An 18640-nucleotide genomic window follows, 5' to 3' on the forward strand; every position below is an offset into this window, starting at 1 on the left:
TGTCTGAATTCTCATGCGGCCTTCAGGCGTTCGGCGTCGGCGGTTGGCGACAGGCCGAGCGACGTCATCATCTCTGCGCGATCGGGGCCGAGCTTCGGCGGATAGAAGGCCGCATTGCGCCTCTTCCCGCGCATCCAGGCAAGCAGGATCTTCGCGATGTTGCGCGGATTGCGCAGCCAGAGATTGGGCCGATCCACCATGTGGAAGGCGCGCATGAAGGCGCGCAGCAATTCGACATCGCCACGCAGTGCCGGGGTGATGGCATCTTCGGCGAAGCTCTTGATGACCCGCGCCTTGAGGCCCGGTCTGTAGTCGGGATCGATGGCGTTGCGGGCGCGCCGGGTGGCGGCAAGATCCTGCTTGACCATGTCGTCATAGTACTGACGAAGATCCTCGGCGAGACGCTTGTGATAGTAGACGGCGCGCGCGGCAGCGTCCGGCAGGTCGAGAGCGTCGCGCAACGCTTCGGCAGCGATGGCGGCAAAGGAGCAACCGCGTCCATAGAGCGGGTTGGTGCGGATCACGCTGTCGCCGATCGGGAAGAAGCCGAGCGCGCGTGGTTCGCCGTTCGCCGTCATGTGACGCCAGCGGCTGATCAGTTCGCCCATGCCAAAAACGCGGCTCACCGGTTCGGCGGTTGCGGTCCAGCGCGCGATGCCCGGCAATTGTGCGCAAATCCGGTCGAAGATCTCGGGGCGCACGACCGCCTTGCGCAGTTCGATTTCGATCTCGGGCACTGCCAGCGTGATCGAAAAGCAGCCATTGTCGGCGGGAAAGACGCCATATTTGATGAAGCCGAGATCGCCGGCGCCCGGCACCTTGCCGCGCTCGGGTTCGCTGGCGCCGCCAGGCAGGCGATAGTGCCGGGTGAAATAGAGAATGCCGGCACGCGCGTCTTCTTCCGTGATTCCGGCGCCGGCTTCATTGAGCCATTCGATCATCTGGCTGTTCTTGCCGGCGGCATCGATCACGATATCGGCCGGCCAGTCTTGCCGCTCGCCGTTGCGCTCGACCGTGACGCCGGTCACACGGAGCCTGCCCTCCTGCCGTTCGGTCAGCAGGCCGCGTACCAGCGCACCGGTCTCGAACCGGATACCGGGCTGACGGCCGGCATAGCGCCGCATGACCAGTTCCAGCGTCGTGCGGCGGCTGGTCAGGATCGTCATGTCCTCGTCGCCGGGGGCGGGCACATAGTGCTGACGCAGCATCGGCGACAGATTGTCGGCAAAGACGATTTCCCGGCAGCCGGCGGCCAGCAGGTCGTTCATCAGTTCGGGATAGTTGTCGCGGATCAGCATATGCAGCCGTGCAAGGAAGGCATGGCTGTGACGCAGATGGCCGACGCCCTTGCGCTCCCAGGCCTCGAAGGCTTCGTCGGCCGAGCTGTCGGGCGGCGGCGGGTCGCGCTCCAGCACCGTCACCTCGCGGCCGGCTCGGGCCAGCGCCAGCACGGCCGAAAGGCCGGCAATTCCGCCGCCAACCACCAGAATCCGTTCGGCCATCTGCTTGTCTCCGCCTCGACTTTCCGGTCTCGGCAGGAAAGTAGACCGCGGTCTATTTTAATGCAAGGGGCAGTGGATCAGCCGCCGTTTTTCAGCGTCCATGCCGAGAAGGCCAGCGCCAGCCACCCGGCCAGAAAGGCGATGCCGCCGATCGGCGTCACCAGCACCAGGGCGCGACTGCCGGTGAGGCCCAGATAGTAAAGTGAGCCCGAAAAGAGAATGGTGCCGACAAAGAAGGCCCAGCCTGCGGCCTGCGCGAAGGTGCCGCCGCCCTGGGCCGCAACCCATGCGACGGCGAGCAGGGCCAGCGCATGAAACATGTGATAACGCGCACCGGTTTCGAAGGCAGCAAGTTCCGCCGCGCCGACGCGTGCCTGCAGTCCATGTGCCGCGAAGGCGCCGAGCGCCACCGAGACAAGGCCGCTCAGCGCGCCAATGGTCAGCCAGAGCCGCATGTGATCGTTCTCCGTTGAAATCGTTGGGCGGAGCATCGGACAAAGCGGACCAATGTGCAATGCCGGTCAGTGTCCGGCAGGCATCAGGGCGGCAATGCCAGCTTCGCGTGTGATTACCGGTTCATAGCCGAGTTCGTGCCGCGCCTTGTCGATCTTCAGCGTGCAGTTGCGTGACAGCAGTGCCGCCGTATGCGGATCGATAGGCGGCGGGGTGCGGCGCAGGGTCACGCGCCAGACAAAATCGAGAAGCTTTGCGGTGCCGCGTGCAAGCCAGCCCGGCATGTTCCTGTCGGGAAGCTCAAGGCCGATGGTGGCCGCCATTTTCGTCATCATTTCGCGGAACGAAATCGGTTCGCCGCCGTCGGTAATGAAATAGGCTGCACCGCCGCGCCCCTGGGTCAATGCAAGTTCGATCGCATGAACCACGTTCTCGATATGCGCGGTATCGGTGACGGCGCGGCCCCGATCGATCCAGGTGAATTGACCGGCCTCGACCATCGTCTTCAGCGCGGGCAGCAGCGTCTGGTCGCCCGGCCCCCAGATGAAGCGCGGGCGCAGCACGATCGTCGTGAGGCCATCGCCGTTGGCGTTCCGCACCAGACGTTCGGCCCGTGCCTTGGTGCGGGGATAGGGCAGGGGCGAGGCGAGGGCCATCGGCGCCGTCTCGTCGAGATTGTCCATCGACTGGCCGTAAAAAAGCGCGGCCTCCGTACCGATATGCACAAAACGTCCGACGCCCGCCTTGCGCGCCGCCTGCAGCAGGCGTTCGGTGCCCGCGACATTGATGTCCTCGAATTCCTTCATGCGGCCCCAGGTTTCGACCTTGGCCGCGCAATGGACGACCGCGTCGATGCCTTCAAGCATGGTCGCGTCGACGCTGCCGAGATTGCCCCGAACGGGCGTCGCGCCCAGTTCCCTGATGATCGCGTCCGACTTTTCGGATCGCGAAAGCGCCCGGACGTCATGGCTCCGGGCAAGCCGCTTTGCCGCCGCGCCGCCGACGAACCCCGATGCGCCGGTGATGAATATCTTCATGGTCGTCTCCCTGTCTTTGCGCGTTCTGGCCGACCGCCGGCAATCGGGACAAATTGAAGGACGAAGCCGTAACGGGTGCAATCGATTTACGTTGCGGCAGCTTCGCGTCGGTGTTGTTGTTCTCGACTTGCGACGGGCGTCACGGTCATTCTCATCGGCAGGGGCCATGTGCCCGGCCGGCAGCACCTGCATTCATATATCCAGCACCTGTATTTATAACGTCGCGCATGGTCGCGCCGCGCGGCCACTTGCCCCTTTGATCGTCGTATCAAATAGCCCTAGCATCCGTATGGATTCAGGATGCGCGACAGGAAACACAATCATGATCCCCCAGGATATTGCCCAGACGATCGTCGATCCCAAGGCCTATGCCGACGGCAAACGAGTCGACGACGCGTTCGCCTTTCTGCGCCGCGAGATGCCGCTGGCGCAGGCCCAGCCGGAGAATTTCGATCCCTTCTGGGTGGTGACCAAGCATGCCGACATTCTGGAGGTCGAGCGGCAGAACGAGCTTTTCCACAATGGCGATCGCGCAACGACGCTGACGCCGATCGATGTCGACAAGAAGGTGCGTGAGATGATGGGCGGTTCGCCGCATCTGGTGCGGTCGCTCGTGCAGATGGACAATCCCGATCACATGAACTACCGGCGCCTGACTCAGTCCTGGTTCATGCCGCAGAATCTCAAACGCCTCGAAGAACGCATTCGCGAGATCGCCAGGGGCTTCATCGATCGCATGGCCGACATGAATGGGCAGTGCGATTTCGCGCGCGACGTCGCCTTCCTTTATCCGCTGCATGTCATCATGGAGGTGCTTGGCGTGCCGGAAGCCGACGAACCGCGCATGCTGAAGCTGACGCAGGAGCTTTTCGGCAGCGCCGACCCCGATCTCAACCGCAGCGGCGCCGAGATCAGGGACGCCGATGCGGCGCTGGCGCAGATCGGCGCAACCGTCGGCGAGTTCATCGAATATTTCAATGCAATGACCGAAGATCGCCGCTCCAGCCCGCGCGACGATATTGCCAGCGTCATCGCCAATGGCACTGTCGCGGACAAGCCCCTCGGTCATCTCGAAGCCATGTCCTATTACATCATCGTCGCCACGGCCGGGCACGACACCACCTCGAACACGACATCGAGCGGGCTCTGGGCGCTTGCCGAGAATCCGGATCAGTTTGCCAGGCTGAAATCCGATCCCGGCCTCATTTCGAGCTATCTCGAAGAGTCGATCCGTTGGGCGACGCCGGTGAAGCATTTCATGCGGACGGCAACGGCGGACGCCGAACTGCGCGGCCAGAAGATCGCCAGGGGCGACTGGCTGATGCTGTCCTATCCGTCGGGCAATCGCGATGAGGACGTGTACAGCGATCCCTTCACCTTCAAGGTGGACCGGTCCCCCAACAAGCATGTGGCGTTCGGCTATGGCGCGCATGTCTGTCTTGGCCAGCATCTGGCGCGGATGGAGATGCGTATTCTCTGGGAAGAATTGTTGCCGCGTCTCGAATCGGTAGAGCTCGCGGGCGCGCCGAAGCTGATGGAGGCGAGTTTCGTCTGCGGTCCGAAATCGGTGCCGATCCGCTACCGGATGCAATGACATCGCGAATAAAGTCCAGAGGGGGGAAGATGGCCGGCAAGGACGGAGACGGTGACTATCAGACATGGCAATGCGCGACATGCGGGTTCATTTATGACGAAGCCGAAGGCCTGCCCGATGAAGGCTTGCCGCCCGGCACGCGATGGGCGGATGTTCCCGACGACTGGATCTGTCCGCTTTGCGGCACCCCCAAGAGCGATTTCGAAATGATCGTGATCTGAGCCGGCCTGGTCTGTCGACGGCAACAGCGTTTCCGCTGCGTCATCGTGGTTGCCGGTGATCCCCCAAGTTGACCCCTGTCAAGCGGCCGGTCATTCTGATCGGCAAAGCAATCAGGAATGAAGCCCGGCCGTCGAAGCCGGGACGTGAGGGAGGCCAGCTGCGATGCTCACCAAGGCAGACGATTTTCCGATTCACCAGACGCCGGAGCCGATCGCCTTTGCCGGCACGGACCGCAATTTCTACGATCGCTATTTCTTCAACGGATACACGCGGGATGGCGAGGTGTTTTTTGCCGCCGCGCTCGGTGTCTATCCCCATCTCAACATCATGGATGCTTCCTTCTGCGTCGTGCATGATGGCGTGCAGCACAATATTCACGCGTCGCGCTGCCTTCACATGGAACGGCTCGACACGCATGTCGGCCCGATCGCCATCGAGGTCGTCGAGCCACTGAAAAGCCTGCGCGTGAAGGTCAGTGAGAACGAGCATGGCATTTCGGCCGATCTGACCTTTCACCGCCGCGCCATCGCGCTCAAGGAGCCGCGCTTCACTTATCGCAATGGCCCGCGAACCGTGATGGATGTGACGCGGTTGACGCAGAACGGCACATGGGAAGGCTGGGTCGAGATCGGCGGCACGCGCATCGAGGTGTCGCGCGATGCCTTTGTCGGGACCCGCGACCGCTCCTGGGGTGTCCGCCCGATCGGCGCCGCGGATCCGCAAGGCCTGCTGCCGGCGGCGGCTCCGCAATTCTACTGGCTCTGGGCGCCGCTCAATTTCGACGACCGCATCACGCTCTACCATCTCAATGACGACGCCCATGGCGATGCGTGGAACACCAATGCCGTCATGTGCGGTCTTGCCGACGGACAGGACGAGGCGCAGCCGGAAGAAATGGCGAAATGCCGCTCCGAAATCGAGTTCGTTTCGGGCTCGCGCCACGCAAGAGCGGCCCGCCTCTTCTTCACGCGGCGCGGCGGCGGGGATATTCGTATCGATCTCACGCCCAAGTGGCAATTCTACATGCTGGGGCTCGGCTACGGGCATCCTGAATGGGGGCATGGCCAGAACAAGGGCGAACTTGCTGTCGGCTTCGAGCGTTTCAAACTTTCCGACATCAAGAGCTATGCACCGCCGCATCTTCATATTCAGGCCTTCGTGACCGCAGAGATGACGCTGCCGGATGGCGAGACACGTTCGGGTGCCGGCATTCTCGAACAGCTTGTCGTTGGCCCGCATGCGCCGTCGGGCTTCAAAGACATTCTCGATCCGGCGAAGTGAGTACGACCATGGACGATCTTGCTTCCCGTATTGCCGCCTATCTCGCGCATCGCATGCCGCAGGCCTCGAATGTCGAGGTGAGCGGCGTGTCGCGCATTCACGGGGGTGCCAGCCGAGAGACGTTTCGTCTGCAAGCGAGCTGGGAGGAGGGCGGACAGAAGAAGGCCCGTCCGCTGATCCTGCGGCGCGACCCGGTCGCGAGCCTCATCGAGACCGAGCGCGACATCGAATACAATGCCTATCGGGCCTTTCATCCGACCGGGCTGCCGGTGCCCGAGCCGCTCTATCTCGAAATCGATCTTCAATGGCTCGAACGGCCATTCTTCATCATGGAGCAGATTGAGGGATGCGCCGCGGCCTCGCCCTTCAATGCCGATCCCTATGGCCCGCTTGCCGAGACGATCGGCCGCCAGTTCTGGACGCATCTCGGGCACATCGCCGCGGCCGAACCTGAGACGATCGGTTTCGATGCCAATATGGGCTCGATCGCGCCGGGCGATTGCTGGAAGCGTGAACTCGACAAGTGGGAAGCGGTGATCGACGAGGACGAGCTGGCCCCGCAGCCGGTCGCGCGCGCCGCCATTCGCTGGCTCCGGCGCAATCCGCCGCCGCCCGCCGAGAAGATTTCGGTCGTGCATGGCGACTACCGCACCGGCAATTTCCTGTTCGATCCGGAAGGCCGCATCCATGCCATCCTCGACTGGGAGATGTGCCATCTCGGCGACCCGCTGGAGGACGTCGCCTGGGCGGCCGACCCGCTCTGGGCCTTTCAGCAGCCGGACAGGCCCGGTGGCATGATCGCGCGTGATGCAGGCTTTGCCATCTGGGAGAAGGAAAGCGGCCTGAAGGTCGATCCTGTCCGCCTGCGCTGGTGGGAGATATTCAACTCGCTGAAAGGACTCGCCATCTGGATTTCGGCCGGCAAGGAATATCAGACAGGCGCCAATCGCGATCCGGTACTGGCCTTTTCGAGCTGGTACTGCACCGATGTTCACAACCGCGTGCTGGCAAAACGTCTTGCCGAACTTGCGAAGGAGGCCCGCCAATGAAACCCGATGTCGATCTGGTGCTGCAGGGCTTCTTCGGTACGCTGCTGATGGATGTCGCGCCGCATCTCAATGCCGAATACTCGATGGGCAATGTCGGCATCATGGGCATGATGATGTTCATGACCGCCGAAGAGCACGACCGCGCCGCCGAAATCCGTGTCGCCGAAAATACCGAAATACGGGCGCTGTTCGGCGAGGCGGCGCGTGTCGTCGAGGATACCGGTCTGAAGACGCGGCTCGGCGAAGCGGCGGCCTCGTGCGACGCCTCGTTGCGCATCAAGGCGCTCGACCAGAGCAATGCGGCGCTCAGCGGACTTCTGGTCGAGTTGCAGGCACATGTCGAAACTTCGAAGGCCGCATGGGCCGGACCGCTCGAAGCCCGAATCTGGGACTATCTGGTGGCCGCGACCGAGCGACGGAAGCTGCCTTTCCCGTCACTGGGGTAGGACGGCAACGCTTCCGCAATAATCCCGCTTCCCGCCGCCCGGTCCGGCGCGCTATGAGTGTGCGGTCCCACCGGAACCCTGCGCCTCATGTCGCTTTCCCTCCGCCTGTCGATCTTTTACGGCTCGCTCTGTTTCTTCGGCGGCATCAACCTGCCTTTCTTTCCGGTCTGGCTGAAGTCGAAGGGGCTCGGTCCCGAAGACATTGCGCTGGTGCTGGCGGCCACGATGTTCCTGCGTATCGTCTCGGGACCGGTCTTCGCCTTTGTCGCCGACCGTTGGGAAAACCGGCGCGGCGTCGCGATCGCGCTTTCCTGGGCATCGCTCGCCACCGTCTCGCTCTTTCTGCTCACCGACGGCTTCTGGCCGATCTTCATTGTCGCGGCGCTGCTGATGTCGCTCTGGCCGTCGGTCACGCCGCTGCTCGAATCGATTGCGATGCGCGCGACGCAGGAACAGGGCGTCGACTATGGCCGCGTCAGACTCTGGTGTTCGATCACCTTCATCATCGCGGCGACGGGGGGCGGCTGGCTGCTCGAATGGAACCCGGCCTCCATCGTCATTCTCTGCATGATCGGTTCGATCGCCATCGGCCTCGCGGGCGCGCATCTGCTGGTCAAGGAACGTCCAGCCAGGAAGCGTAAACGGCGGCCGGGCGGGCAGCTACAGGCGTCACTTGCCATCGCGCGGCACCCGATCTTCCTCGTCGGTCTGCTGACAGCGAGTCTCGTTCAGTCGACCCATGCGGTCTACTACGCGTTTGGCACGCTCAACTGGCTGCGCCTCGGCTATGGCGAAAACCTGATCGGCATACTCTGGGCCGTCGGCATTGTTGCCGAGATCATCCTTTTCGCCTTTTCGGCGCGAGTGCTGAAACGCTTCAGTGCCACGTCTCTGCTTGCCATTGCGGCGGGAGCGGCAATCCTGCGCTGGTCGCTGACGGCTTTCGACCCGCCGCTCTGGGCGCTTTTCGGGCTGCAGATCCTCCACGCGCTGACCTTCTGTGCCGCACATCTCGGGGCGATGTATTTTGTTGCCGCCGCCGCGCCGAAGTCGCTGGCGGCGACCGCGCAAAGCCTCTACGGGGCGCTCTCATCCGGCGTTATCATGGGCCTGATGACGCTGATCGCCGGCCCCATCTATCAGGCTTATGGACCCCAGGCCTATCTGCTGTCGGCGGCGGCCGGCGCGCTGGGGCTTGCGGGCGCGCTCTATGTTGCGGCACGCTGGAACGGCGGCGCGCTGGTCGAGGAAACCGAGGACGACGAGGAAGATGACAATCGAGATTATCCCAAGCCGGTCCGCCCTGGGTGCTGAGGTTCGCGGCGTCGACCTGTCGAAACCGCTGACAGACGATGCCTTCATGGCGATCCAGCAGGCCTGGTACGACCATATCGTGCTGCTGTTCCGCGGGCAGAAGCTTTCGGATGACGACCTGATCCGGTTTTCGCGGCGTTTCGGCGAACTCGACATCGCGCCGGCGAGTGCGACCGACATGGCGGGATCGCAGGAAAAGTCGCGGCCGGAGATCTGGATCATTTCCAACGTCGTCGAAAATGGCAAACCCATCGGCGCGCTGGGCGACAAGGAAGCCGAGTGGCATACCGACATGTCCTATGTGGCGGCGCCGCCAATGGCCAGCGTGCTCTACTCGCTGGAAATTCCGAAAGCCGGCGGCGACACCAGCTTTGCCAATATGTACAAGGCGCTTGAGGCGCTGCCGGCCGATCTGCGCGCCGCGATCGAGGGCCGCATGTGCAATCATGATGCGAGCACCACCAGCGTTGGCGAGCTGCGCGCCGGTGCCGATGCCGTCGCCGATGTGCGCATGGCGCCCGGCGCGAAACATCCGGCGATCCGCACCCATCCGGCCACGGGCGGCAAGGCGCTTTATCTCGGCCGCCGCCTCAACGGTTACATCGAGGGCTACGGCGTCGAGGAAAGCGAGAAGCTGCTCGACCGGCTCTGGGCGCATTGCGCGAGACCGGAATTTTCATGGACGCATCAATGGGCCATCGGCGACATGCTGATCTGGGACAATCGCTGCGCCATTCACCGCCGCGATGCTTTCGACGGGCGCGAGCGGCGCGTCATGCATCGCACGCAGATCAAGGGCGATCGGCCGCGCTGACATCGGCCAGCGCGCCCTTGCGTCAATCCCTGCGCCCGTTGACATCCGTTGCAGATGCGCCAGTTATTGCAGCAACGATATTCAACGAACGGGAGAGAACGACATGCGCGCGATGGAAATTCAGGGCGCCTACGGCATCGACAATCTGAAGCTCGCCGACCGGCCGGTTCCGAAGGCCGGTCCGGGGCAGGTCGTCATCCGCATGAAGGCGGCCTCGCTCAACTTCCGCGATCTTGCGACCGTCAGCGGGACCTATGGTCCGGGTCACAAGCTGCCGCTCGTGCCGCTCTCGGACGGTTCGGGCGAGGTGGTGGAAGTGGGCGAGGGCGTGCGGCGCCTGAAGGTCGGCGACCGCGTGGCGCCGAGTTTCTTTCAGGGCTGGCTGTCGGGCGATCCGGTGCCTGAAACGCTCGGAACGACGGCGCTGGGCGGACCGATCGACGGTTGCGCGCAGGAATACATGTGTCTTTCCGCCGAAGGCGTGTCGAAGGCGCCGGCCAATCTCAGCCATGAGGAAATCGCCTGTCTTCCCTGTGCGGCGCTGACCGCATGGCGTGCGCTGGTGGTCGAAGGGCGGATGAAGGCCGGCGATACGGTACTTGTCCAGGGCACCGGTGGCGTCTCGATCTTTGCATTGCAGTTCGCCAAGGCGGCCGGTGCGCGTGTCATCGTTACCTCGTCGTCGGACGAGAAGCTCGAGCGCGCGCGGAAGCTCGGCGCCGACGATTTCATCAACTACAGGACGACGCCCGACTGGGCAACGGAAGCCCGCAAGCTGACCGGCGGGCGCGGCGTCGATCATGTGGTCGAGGTCGGCGGTGCCGACACCTTCCCGCAATCGATCATGGCATCGCGCGTCGGCGGTCATGTCGGCGTCATCGGCCTGCTGTCGGGCATGACCAGGGACGTCAATGTCGCGGCGATCTTCTCGCAGAACCTCAAGATCAGCGGCGTCACGGTCGGCAGCCGGGCCCATTTCGAGGACATGACGCGCGCGATCGAACAGAACGACATCCATCCGGTGATCGACAAGCGGTTCGGCCTCGAGGAGGCACAGGACGCATTGCGTCTGATGGCGGGGGCCTCGCATTTCGGCAAGATCGTGCTCGAGATCTAGCCCCAGAGCGCCGTTTCGGCCGGGTGGACTGTGCTGCCTTCGTAGCGCAGGCCCGGCCGGCGGTCATCGGCCAGCAACAACGGGCCGTCGAGATCGACATAATCGGCGGCTTGCGCGATCAGCATGGCCGGTGCCATGGCCAGCGAGGTCGCGACCATGCAGCCGATCATCACGCGCAGCTTGCGCAGCTTCGCGCAGCGCATGACCGACAGTGCCTCGGTCAGCCCGCCGGTCTTGTCGAGCTTGACGTTGATGACATCGTAGAGGCCGACAAGCCGTTTCATGCCTTCAAGCCCATGCGCGCTCTCGTCGGCGCAGAGCGGCACCGGACAATCGATCCCGCGCAGGGCTTCGTCGTCCTTGGCCGGCAACGGCTGCTCGATCAGCGCGACGCCGAGCCGCGCCAGTTCGCGCGCCATCGGCATCACGTCGTCGGCCGCCCAGCCCTCATTGGCATCGACGATCAGCGTCGCGTTGGGCGCGCCGAGGCGCACTGCTTCGACACGGGCGATGTCGTCCGGGCCGCCGCCCAGCTTCAGCTTCAGAAGCGGGCGCGCCGCGGCGGCCCGCGCGGCCTCGCGCATCGCATCCGGCGCGGCGAGGCTCAGCGTATAGGCGGTCGTCACCGGGCCCGGTTCGGCAAGCCCCGCCAGCTTCCAGGCCGGACATTTCGCCTGCTTGGCTTCGAGATCCCATAGAGCGCAATCGAGGGCGTTGCGCGCCGCGCCGCGCGGCATCGCGCGTTGCAGCTCCTCGCGGCTCAATCCATCGGCGATTTGCGGCTGGATGGCGCGGATGGCGGCCAGCGTGTCCTTTTCGGTTTCGCCGTAACGCGCATAGGGCACGCATTCGCCGCGGCCGGTCAGTCCGTTCTCGCGCAGCGTCACGACGACGACGCGGGCTTCGGTCTTCGATCCGCGCGAAATCGTGAAGGCGCCGGCGATCGGCCATGCCTGGGCTTCGGCGTCGATTTCGCGCATGGAGGGAGCGGGCCTTTCGCGTCGGGAGGCGGGAGCGCGATCATGGCGCGGCGCGGCGCCGCCGCCAAGCCCCGTATTGGCACAATGCGGCGCTAGATGCGGCCGGCGAAGAAGGCACCGTTCCAGTGCTCGCCGGGCGGATTGGCTTCATAGGCGGCGATGCGCGCTTCGTAGAAATCGTAAAGCGTCGGGATCGCGCCATTGAGCTTGCGGCATTCGGCGATGGCAGCCCGCGCCTCGGCCCAGCGCTGGCTGCGATAGGCCGAGAAGATCAGCGCATGGGCTTCCTGCAGCGCGCGGAACTTCGGATTGGCGCGCATGATCGGATCGCCCAGCAGCGCATAGACGCGCCGGCCTTCCGGGTGGCGCGGCGTCGAGACCAGATCGATCTCGAGCAGGGCATAACGGTCGCCGACGCTGCGTTGCGTGCCTTCGCCGACGATGATGGCCGGGCCGTAATGGCGTGCATTCTTCTGCAGATAGGCGGCGAAGCTGACCGGCTCGCCCAGCACGCCATAATCGAAGCGTTGCACGGCGCCCATGTTGCCGGTGATCGCCGTGCCGGTGTCGATGCCGATCGACAGGCTCAGCGGCACATGGCTCAGATGCTGGCGGCGCGCATCCTCTTCGAGGAATTCGTTCAACGCTTCGAGGTTCTCGACCATGCGCAAGGCCGCGTCGCAGCCCTTGGAAGCGTGGTCGGAGGCGTCCAGCGGCGCATTCCAGACCGCGTAGAGCGTGTCGCCGACGCCGCGATCCACCATGCCGTTGCGATCCTGCACGATCTTGGTCATCGGCGAGAAGAAGCGGTTGAGAATATCGGCATAGGCCGTCGGATCCTCGAGATAGCGGTCGGCGATGATGTTGAAGCCGCGCAGGCCCGCGACCACCGAGGTCACGTCGCGCAGCGTGCCCTCGGCGCGGATCAGGCGCGGATTGGCCTTCATCTTCGCAAGACCCGAGGAGGAGAGGCGCCGGCCGAATTGCGTCTCGATGAAGCGGATCTCGTCTTCGGTATGAAGCCGCGTCATCAATGCGCAGGTCAGACAGGCCGCAAACAGCGTCACGCTGCCCAGCGCCGGGTCGATCAGCCAGCGGTGGGTCTCGAAGGCCCACCAGGAGGCATAGCCGGCGCCGCCGATCAGCAGCAGTGTCAGCACGAAGCCCCAGCGGAAGCGGAACCGGCGCACGACCAGGATCACGACGATGCCGCCCAGGAAAATGAAAAGCTGTTCGGCGCTGCCGGCCCAGCCCGGCCGGACCAGATAGGCGCCCTCGACGATCTGGTCGATGGCGCTGGCGGCAATCGCGCCCGAAGCGAGGGTGCCGGCCGGCGTGTCGAACAGCCGCTCGCTGCCATTGGCCGATACGCCGATCACGGCGATGCGGCCTTCCAGCAGCGGCGCCGCGGCGTCGCGGGCCAGCACCTGCCAGGCCGGGACGGCGCTGCGCGTGTCGTCGCGGCCGAAATAGAGGCGCAGCTTGCCGTCCTTCATCGTGCGGGGCGCCAGCGGCGTACCCTCGATCGCGACGCGATCGATGCCGGGTTCCATCTCGAAGGAAAAACCGCTTTCGGGTGTCGTGACGATGGCGCGATAGCCGCTGCCGCCGCGCGCGACGCGCAGCGTCTCGAGCACATTGGCGGGATAGAGCGTGCCGTTCAGATTGACCAGCAGCGGCAGGTCGCGCATGCGGGCGCCGGGCGCGCCGTCGGCCAGGCTGGCGCCGACGCCGCGGGCGGCCGCCTCGAAGGGGGCGAGGGTCGGCCGCCAGATCTGGTGGTCGCGCATGTAGTGGCGCGGATCGCCGCCCTGCGGTGCCAATGCGGCCGGGCGCGCCGGCATGTGCTGGCCGTCGAAACCGGTCTTGCCGGGCAGGAAGGAAACGATCGAGGGTGTCGCGCGCAGCTGGGCGATCAGTTCGCGGTCGTAATCGGGCAGGCCGGCCAGCGCGCCGATCAGGCCCGGCTGGCCCTCGCCCGCGGGCAGCGGCGCCCAGAGGCGCATCAGTTCGCGGCTCGCGGTCGGATCGGGTTCGGAAAGCGGGACATCGATCAGCACCGCGCTGGCGCCGGCCTCGCGCACCCGGTCGACCAGCTCGGCCACGCGCTTGCGCGGCCAGGGCCAGGCGCCGTAGCGCTTGGCGGTCTCGGCGTCGATGTCGACATGGATCGCGCGCGGCCCGGCCGGGGCGGCGCTGCGCGGCAGGATCTGTTGATAGAGATCGAAGACCTGGTTCTGCAGGAAGCTGCCCGCGCCGCGCAGATCATAGATCGCGACGGCAAGGCCCAGCACCAGCACGAGGCCGGGCAGGATCGCGGACAGTCGGCGGAAGGCAGGCGTCGGATTCATGTCTCACCGCAGGCGCCCCGGCAGCAGAAGCCGGCACGCATGCCCCATATTGAACCTGTCGACCCCGTCCTTGTCTTGTTACGGGACAAAGACGGATGTCGCCACAGCTTTCGCTGCAGCAACCGTTCCAATAGTGCGGGACCGGATTATGGCGAGACGGACGGGCCTATTCGGCGCCGGTTTCCTGCTTCAGATAGGCGATCAGGTTGGCGCGGTCCTCGGGCTTCTTCAGGCCCGGAAAGGCCATGTTGGTGCCCTTCACCAACGCCGCCGGGCGTTCGAGATAGGCCGAGAGCGTTTCCTCGTTCCAGACCAGGCCTTCCTCGCCCTTGGCCTTCATCGCCTTGGAATAGTTGACGCCTTCCACGCTGCCTGCGGTGCGGCCGAAAAGCCCGTGCAGATTGGGGCCGATGCCGTTCTTGCCGCCCTCGTCGAGCGTATGGCAGGCCTTGCAGCGGGCGAAAAGCTTCTCGCCGGCGGCCGGATCGGCCTCCTCGGCCAGGGCCGCGCCCGGCAGCGAAAGCGTCAGGCCGATTGCCGTCAAAGCTGCATAGAAACCACGCATGAGAACACCTTTCTGAAGAGCCGGGGGCAGAATCGTGCCGGTAAAATAGACTAATCGGTCGGGGAGGGAAGGCCATGCGACACGGGCGCGCGCAAGCTTTGTGTGGGATTGCTTGCCGCGGGCCGGGGGCGAGGGCACAGTGGCGCTCAGCGGACGGCATGGCGGGGATTTTGGGGGCGGTTTGGCCGGAACGGGCACAGCAGCAAGGGCGGAACCGGCGGCCGGCGCACCGGCGTCCTGTGCGGTCGGCGTCGAGGACGGAACGCTCCGCCTGGTCGCGGCCGGCGACTGGTCGATCGTCCATCTCGACCCGGTCGACCGGCAATTGCGCGCGCTGACGGCTGCGCCGCCCGCGGCGCGGCGGGCCGAGATCGATTTCTCGGCGATCGGCCGCTTCGACACGGCGGGTGCCTGCGTGCTGGCGCGAACCCGGCGCCTGCTCGAGGCGAGCGGCCTCCCGGTCGTGCTGAAGGAGATCGGCGAGGGACAGCGCCTGCTGATCGACCGCATCGGGGCCGCCGGCGCGCCCGAACCCATCCTCCGTCCGGCGCTGCCGCTCTATCTGCATTTCACCGGCAGGATCGGCGAGGCGATGCGCGCCATCGGCACGGAAGCCGTCGGCATGCTGGCTTTTGTCGGCGCCGTCGTCGTCACGCTCGGCCGCACCATCCGCCATCCCTCGCGGCTGCGCGTCATTCCCTTCGTCCATCACATGGAGAAGGCCGGCTTCGATGCGCTGCCGCTGGTCTGTCTGCTGACCTTCCTGATCGGTGCCGTCGTCGCCCAGCAGGGTGCCGTGCAGCTCAGGCAGTTCGGCGCCGAGGTCTTCACGGTCAACCTGATCGCCATCATCTTCCTGCGCGAGGTCGGCCTGCTGCTGACCGCGATCATTGTGGCGGGGCGCTCGGGCAGCGCCTTCACGGCCGAAATCGGCTCGATGAAGATGCGCGAGGAGATCGACGCGATGCGCACGCTCGGTCTCGATCCGATGGACATGCTGGTCGTGCCGCGCGTGCTGGCGCTGATCGTGGCGCTGCCGCTGCTGACCTTCGTCGCCAACATCATGGGCCTGATCGGCGGCGGCGTCGTCGTGCAGGTCATGCTCAACATGTCGCCGGCCGTCTATATCCAGCGCGTGCAGGAGGCGATCGGCTTCTGGACTTTCGGTGTTGGCATCGTCAAGGCGCCCTTCATGGCGGCCACCATTGCGCTGGTCGGCTGCCGCGCCGGCATGGCGGTCTCGGGCAGCGCCGAGTCGGTCGGCGCGCAGACGACACGCTCGGTCGTCTATTCGATCTTTCTGGTCATCATTCTCGATGCGCTGTTCGCCATGTTCTTCACCGCGGTGGATATCTAGGTCATGCGCAAGGGCGAACCCATCATCGAGGTCGAGGGCCTTGTCACGCGGTTCGGCGACAATGTCGTGCATGAGAATCTCGACCTGACGGTCAGGCGCGGCGAGGTGATCGGCATAGTCGGCGGTTCGGGCACCGGCAAGTCGGTGCTCCTGCGCACCATTCTCGGCCTCAAGAAACCCGATGCCGGCCGCATCCGCGTTTTCGGCATCGATCTGGCCGAGCTGCCGGAAGAGGAACGCCGGCTGCATGAGCGGCGCTGGGGGGTGCTCTTCCAGGACGGCGCGCTGTTCTCGGCGCTGACGGTTGCCGAGAATATCCAGGTGCCGTACCGGGAGCATCTCGAGCTGTCGCCGGCGCTGATGGACGAACTGGCCGCGGTCAAGATCGCGATGGTGGGCCTCAAGCCGGCGGCGGCCGCGCTCTATCCTTCCGAACTCTCGGGCGGGATGCGCAAGCGGGCGGGGCTGGCGCGCGCACTGGCGCTCGATCCCGAAATCCTGTTTCTCGACGAGCCGACCGCCGGCCTCGATCCGATCGGCGCGGCCGCCTTCGACGAATTGCTCAACGACCTCAAGGAAACGCTTGGCCTGACGGTCTTTCTGGTCACGCACGACCTCGATACGCTGCATGCCACCTGCGACCGGATAGCGGTGCTGGCCGAGAGGCATGTTATCCTGATCGGCACGATCGACGACATGCTGCTGAGCCGGCATGAATGGGTGCATGAATATTTCCACGGGCCGCGGGCGCGCGCGGCCTTTGCGGGCAAGTAGGGGCGATGGAAATCAAGTCCAACAACGTGCTGATCGGCGCCTTCACGCTGGCGACGCTGCTGGGCATCTTCCTGTTCGTGCTCTGGCTCAACGGCGTGCAGCTCAACCGCCAGTTCGCCTATTACAAGATCGTCTTCGACGGCTCGGTGTCGGGCCTCTCGGTCTCGGGGCCGGTGCAATATAACGGCCTGCCGGTCGGCAAGGTGACCGACCTCTATCTGATGGAACGCAATCCCAACAAGGTGGTTGCCATCATCGAGCTCGATGCACGCACGCCGGTCAAGGAGGACTCGGTGGCGCAGCTCGAACTTTCCGGTCTCACCGGTGTCGCCTTCATCCAGATCACCGGCGGCAGCGAGGCGTCGGCGCCGCTGACCGCGAAGCCCGGCGAGGATTATCCGGTCATCCGCGCCTCGACCTCCTCGCTGCAGGACCTGCTGAAAAGCGGCCCCGAAACGCTGCAAAGCGCCAACAAGCTGATCCGCGAACTCGATGCCGTGGTCGTCGCCAACCAGCAGGCGATCACCGAAGCGGTCGAGAACATGAACACGATCTCGGCGGCGCTGGCGGGCAGTTCGGGCGACATGAGCAAGGCGATCCGGCATCTCTCCGAGGCGTCTGTGCATATCAACAGTCTCAGCCGCAATGCCGATGCGCTGCTGAAGGACGATGTCCGTCTGTTTCTGACCGATGCGCGCGAGGCCGCGCATTCCTATCGCCTGGTGGCCGAGGAGCTCGAGGCGGTGCTGAAGCAGAGCGGGCCGGGCCTCGGCGCCGGACTGGCGCAATTGCCGCAACTGGTTGCCGAAACCCGGGCGCTGGTCGCCTCGCTCGAGCGCATCGCAACGCGCGCGCAGGACGATCCGGCGCGCTTTCTGATCGGCAACAATGTGCCCGAGGTCCGGGCCGAATGAGGGAGCGGGGCATGGCGGTGATCGGGTTCGGGAAGTTCTGCCGCGCGGCCGGCCTCCTGCTGGCGCTGGCGCCGCTGGGAGGGTGTGCGCTGGCCAATGTCGCCAGCGAGCCGCCGCCCAGTCTCTATGTGCTGACGGCGGCCGCGCCCGTCGTGCCCGAGGGCGCGGCGGCTGCGGCGGCGCAGGTCGTGGTCGAGCCCTTCACCGCGCCGGCTGCCATCGACACGACGCGGATCGTCTTCCAGCCCTCGCCCAACGAGATCAAGTATTATGCCGGTGCGCGTTGGAGCGACCGGGCGCCGCGCATGATTGCCGCGCTGACGGTCGAGACGCTGCACAGGACCGGCCGCTTTCCGGCCGCCATCGGTGCGGGCAGCGGCGCGCGCATGGATCTGGCGCTGACCGGCGACATCCGGCAGTTCGCGGCGATGCGCAGTGCCGCGCAGGGCTTCGGCGCGGCCACCACCGAGGCGCATGTGGTCTTCTTCGTCCGCCTGCTGCGCGCCTCCGACCGTGCGATCGTCGCCAGCCGCGAATTCACGGCAACCGTGCCGTCGGCCAGCGGCAAGATGACCGACATCGTGGCGGCCTATGACGCCGCGCTCGGCCAGGTCCTTGCCGAGATCGCCCTCTGGACGCTCGACGAAGGCGCAAAGGCTTTCCCGAAGCGCCCGTCGTAAAAGGAAGAAGGGTTCACGCAGAGGCGCAGAGACGCAGAGGTGCTGCGATGCGGCGCAAATGCACAAGACTCCCGCATGCGCCACTTCATTTTTTGCCGGGCTTTGCCCGGCAAAGACAATCTGGCGACAGGAAACGGGAACCGGCCACGCATACATTCCCCTCTGCGTCTCTGCGCCTCTGCGTGATTCC

18 protein-coding genes are annotated in these 18640 nt (G+C 65.2%); 12 read left to right on the forward strand and 6 right to left on the reverse strand.

The genetic code is table 11. The annotated features are described in order from the left end of the window. Positions 1-11: 11 nt before the first annotated feature. The 3 genes from AAC071_RS08735 to AAC071_RS08745 all read right to left on the reverse strand — a co-directional run bounded on the left by AAC071_RS08735 (position 12) and on the right by AAC071_RS08745 (position 2992). Positions 12-1502 carry an FAD-dependent oxidoreductase gene (locus AAC071_RS08735; protein WP_339831738.1) on the reverse strand — a complete coding sequence of 497 codons (1491 nt, stop codon included), beginning with the start codon at positions 1500-1502 and terminating at the stop codon, positions 12-14. A 77-nt stretch (positions 1503-1579) separates the two neighbouring features. Beyond that, the gene (locus tag AAC071_RS08740) at positions 1580-1957 is read right to left on the reverse strand and encodes a DUF423 domain-containing protein (RefSeq protein ID WP_339831740.1); all 378 of its coding nucleotides are present in this window, start codon (positions 1955-1957) and stop codon (positions 1580-1582) included. A 66-nt stretch (positions 1958-2023) separates the two neighbouring features. After that, positions 2024-2992 (reverse strand): NAD-dependent epimerase/dehydratase family protein, encoded by a 969-nt coding sequence (locus AAC071_RS08745; protein ID WP_339831742.1) that lies wholly within the window; start codon positions 2990-2992, stop codon positions 2024-2026. 322 nt (positions 2993-3314) lie between these two features. On the opposite strand from AAC071_RS08745, the gene AAC071_RS08750 reads away from it, so the two are divergent. From AAC071_RS08750 to AAC071_RS08785, 8 genes are all read left to right on the forward strand, one after another. Then, on the forward strand, positions 3315-4586 hold the full coding sequence (locus AAC071_RS08750) for a cytochrome P450 (RefSeq protein ID WP_339831743.1): 1272 nt from the start codon (positions 3315-3317) through the stop codon (positions 4584-4586). A gap of 29 nt (positions 4587-4615) precedes the next feature. Next, positions 4616-4807 carry a rubredoxin gene (locus AAC071_RS08755; protein WP_339831744.1) on the forward strand — a complete coding sequence of 64 codons (192 nt, stop codon included), beginning with the start codon at positions 4616-4618 and terminating at the stop codon, positions 4805-4807. Positions 4808-4970: 163 nt separating this feature from the next. Further along, positions 4971-6089 carry a hypothetical protein gene (locus tag AAC071_RS08760; protein WP_339831745.1) on the forward strand — a complete coding sequence of 373 codons (1119 nt, stop codon included), beginning with the start codon at positions 4971-4973 and terminating at the stop codon, positions 6087-6089. 8 nt (positions 6090-6097) lie between these two features. Next, positions 6098-7138, forward strand: a complete 1041-nt coding sequence (locus AAC071_RS08765; RefSeq protein WP_339831747.1) for a phosphotransferase family protein — start codon at positions 6098-6100, stop codon at positions 7136-7138. After that, positions 7135-7584, forward strand: a complete 450-nt coding sequence (locus tag AAC071_RS08770; RefSeq protein WP_339831749.1) for a hypothetical protein — start codon at positions 7135-7137, stop codon at positions 7582-7584. Before AAC071_RS08765 ends, AAC071_RS08770 begins: the two co-directional genes overlap by 4 nt. Before the next feature lie 87 nt (positions 7585-7671). After that, complete coding sequence (locus tag AAC071_RS08775; RefSeq protein ID WP_339831751.1) at positions 7672-8898, forward strand: MFS transporter; 1227 nt, start codon at positions 7672-7674, stop codon at positions 8896-8898. Next, a complete protein-coding gene (locus AAC071_RS08780) occupies positions 8855-9712 on the forward strand; it encodes a TauD/TfdA family dioxygenase (RefSeq protein ID WP_339831753.1) in 858 nt (285 codons plus the stop codon). Before AAC071_RS08775 ends, AAC071_RS08780 begins: the two co-directional genes overlap by 44 nt. A 103-nt stretch (positions 9713-9815) precedes the next feature. Further along, on the forward strand, positions 9816-10829 hold the full coding sequence (locus AAC071_RS08785; protein ID WP_339831755.1) for an NAD(P)-dependent alcohol dehydrogenase: 1014 nt from the start codon (positions 9816-9818) through the stop codon (positions 10827-10829). Here the strand turns inward: AAC071_RS08785 and dgcA are convergent. The 3 genes from dgcA to AAC071_RS08800 all read right to left on the reverse strand — a co-directional run bounded on the left by dgcA (position 10826) and on the right by AAC071_RS08800 (position 14725). After that, positions 10826-11809, reverse strand: coding sequence for an N-acetyl-D-Glu racemase DgcA (dgcA, locus tag AAC071_RS08790; protein ID WP_339831757.1), 984 nt, complete (start codon positions 11807-11809; stop codon positions 10826-10828). The two genes, AAC071_RS08785 and dgcA, sit on opposite strands and share 4 nt — an antisense overlap. A 92-nt stretch (positions 11810-11901) precedes the next feature. Next, positions 11902-14160, reverse strand: a complete 2259-nt coding sequence (locus AAC071_RS08795; protein ID WP_339831759.1) for an adenylate/guanylate cyclase domain-containing protein — start codon at positions 14158-14160, stop codon at positions 11902-11904. 166 nt (positions 14161-14326) lie between these two features. Beyond that, positions 14327-14725: a cytochrome c family protein gene (locus AAC071_RS08800; RefSeq protein ID WP_339831760.1), complete on the reverse strand. Its 399-nt coding sequence runs from the start codon at positions 14723-14725 to the stop codon at positions 14327-14329. Positions 14726-14906: 181 nt separating this feature from the next. Between AAC071_RS08800 and AAC071_RS08805 the strand changes: the two genes are divergently transcribed. From AAC071_RS08805 to AAC071_RS08820, 4 genes are read left to right on the forward strand one after another with little or no spacing between them, the layout of a single operon-like run. Continuing rightward, the gene (locus tag AAC071_RS08805) at positions 14907-16082 is read left to right on the forward strand and encodes an ABC transporter permease (RefSeq protein WP_339831762.1); all 1176 of its coding nucleotides are present in this window, start codon (positions 14907-14909) and stop codon (positions 16080-16082) included. A gap of 3 nt (positions 16083-16085) precedes the next feature. Beyond that, entirely contained in the window at positions 16086-16856 is a 771-nt protein-coding gene (locus AAC071_RS08810) for an ABC transporter ATP-binding protein (RefSeq protein ID WP_339831763.1), read from the forward strand. 5 nt (positions 16857-16861) lie between these two features. Then, entirely contained in the window at positions 16862-17770 is a 909-nt protein-coding gene (locus AAC071_RS08815) for an MlaD family protein (protein ID WP_339831765.1), read from the forward strand. 11 nt (positions 17771-17781) lie between these two features. Next, complete coding sequence (locus AAC071_RS08820; protein ID WP_339831766.1) at positions 17782-18450, forward strand: ABC-type transport auxiliary lipoprotein family protein; 669 nt, start codon at positions 17782-17784, stop codon at positions 18448-18450. Positions 18451-18640: the final 190 nt, after the last annotated feature.

This window comes from uncultured Parvibaculum sp. (assembly GCF_963975745.1).
Classification (GTDB): Bacteria; Pseudomonadota; Alphaproteobacteria; order Parvibaculales; family Parvibaculaceae; genus Parvibaculum.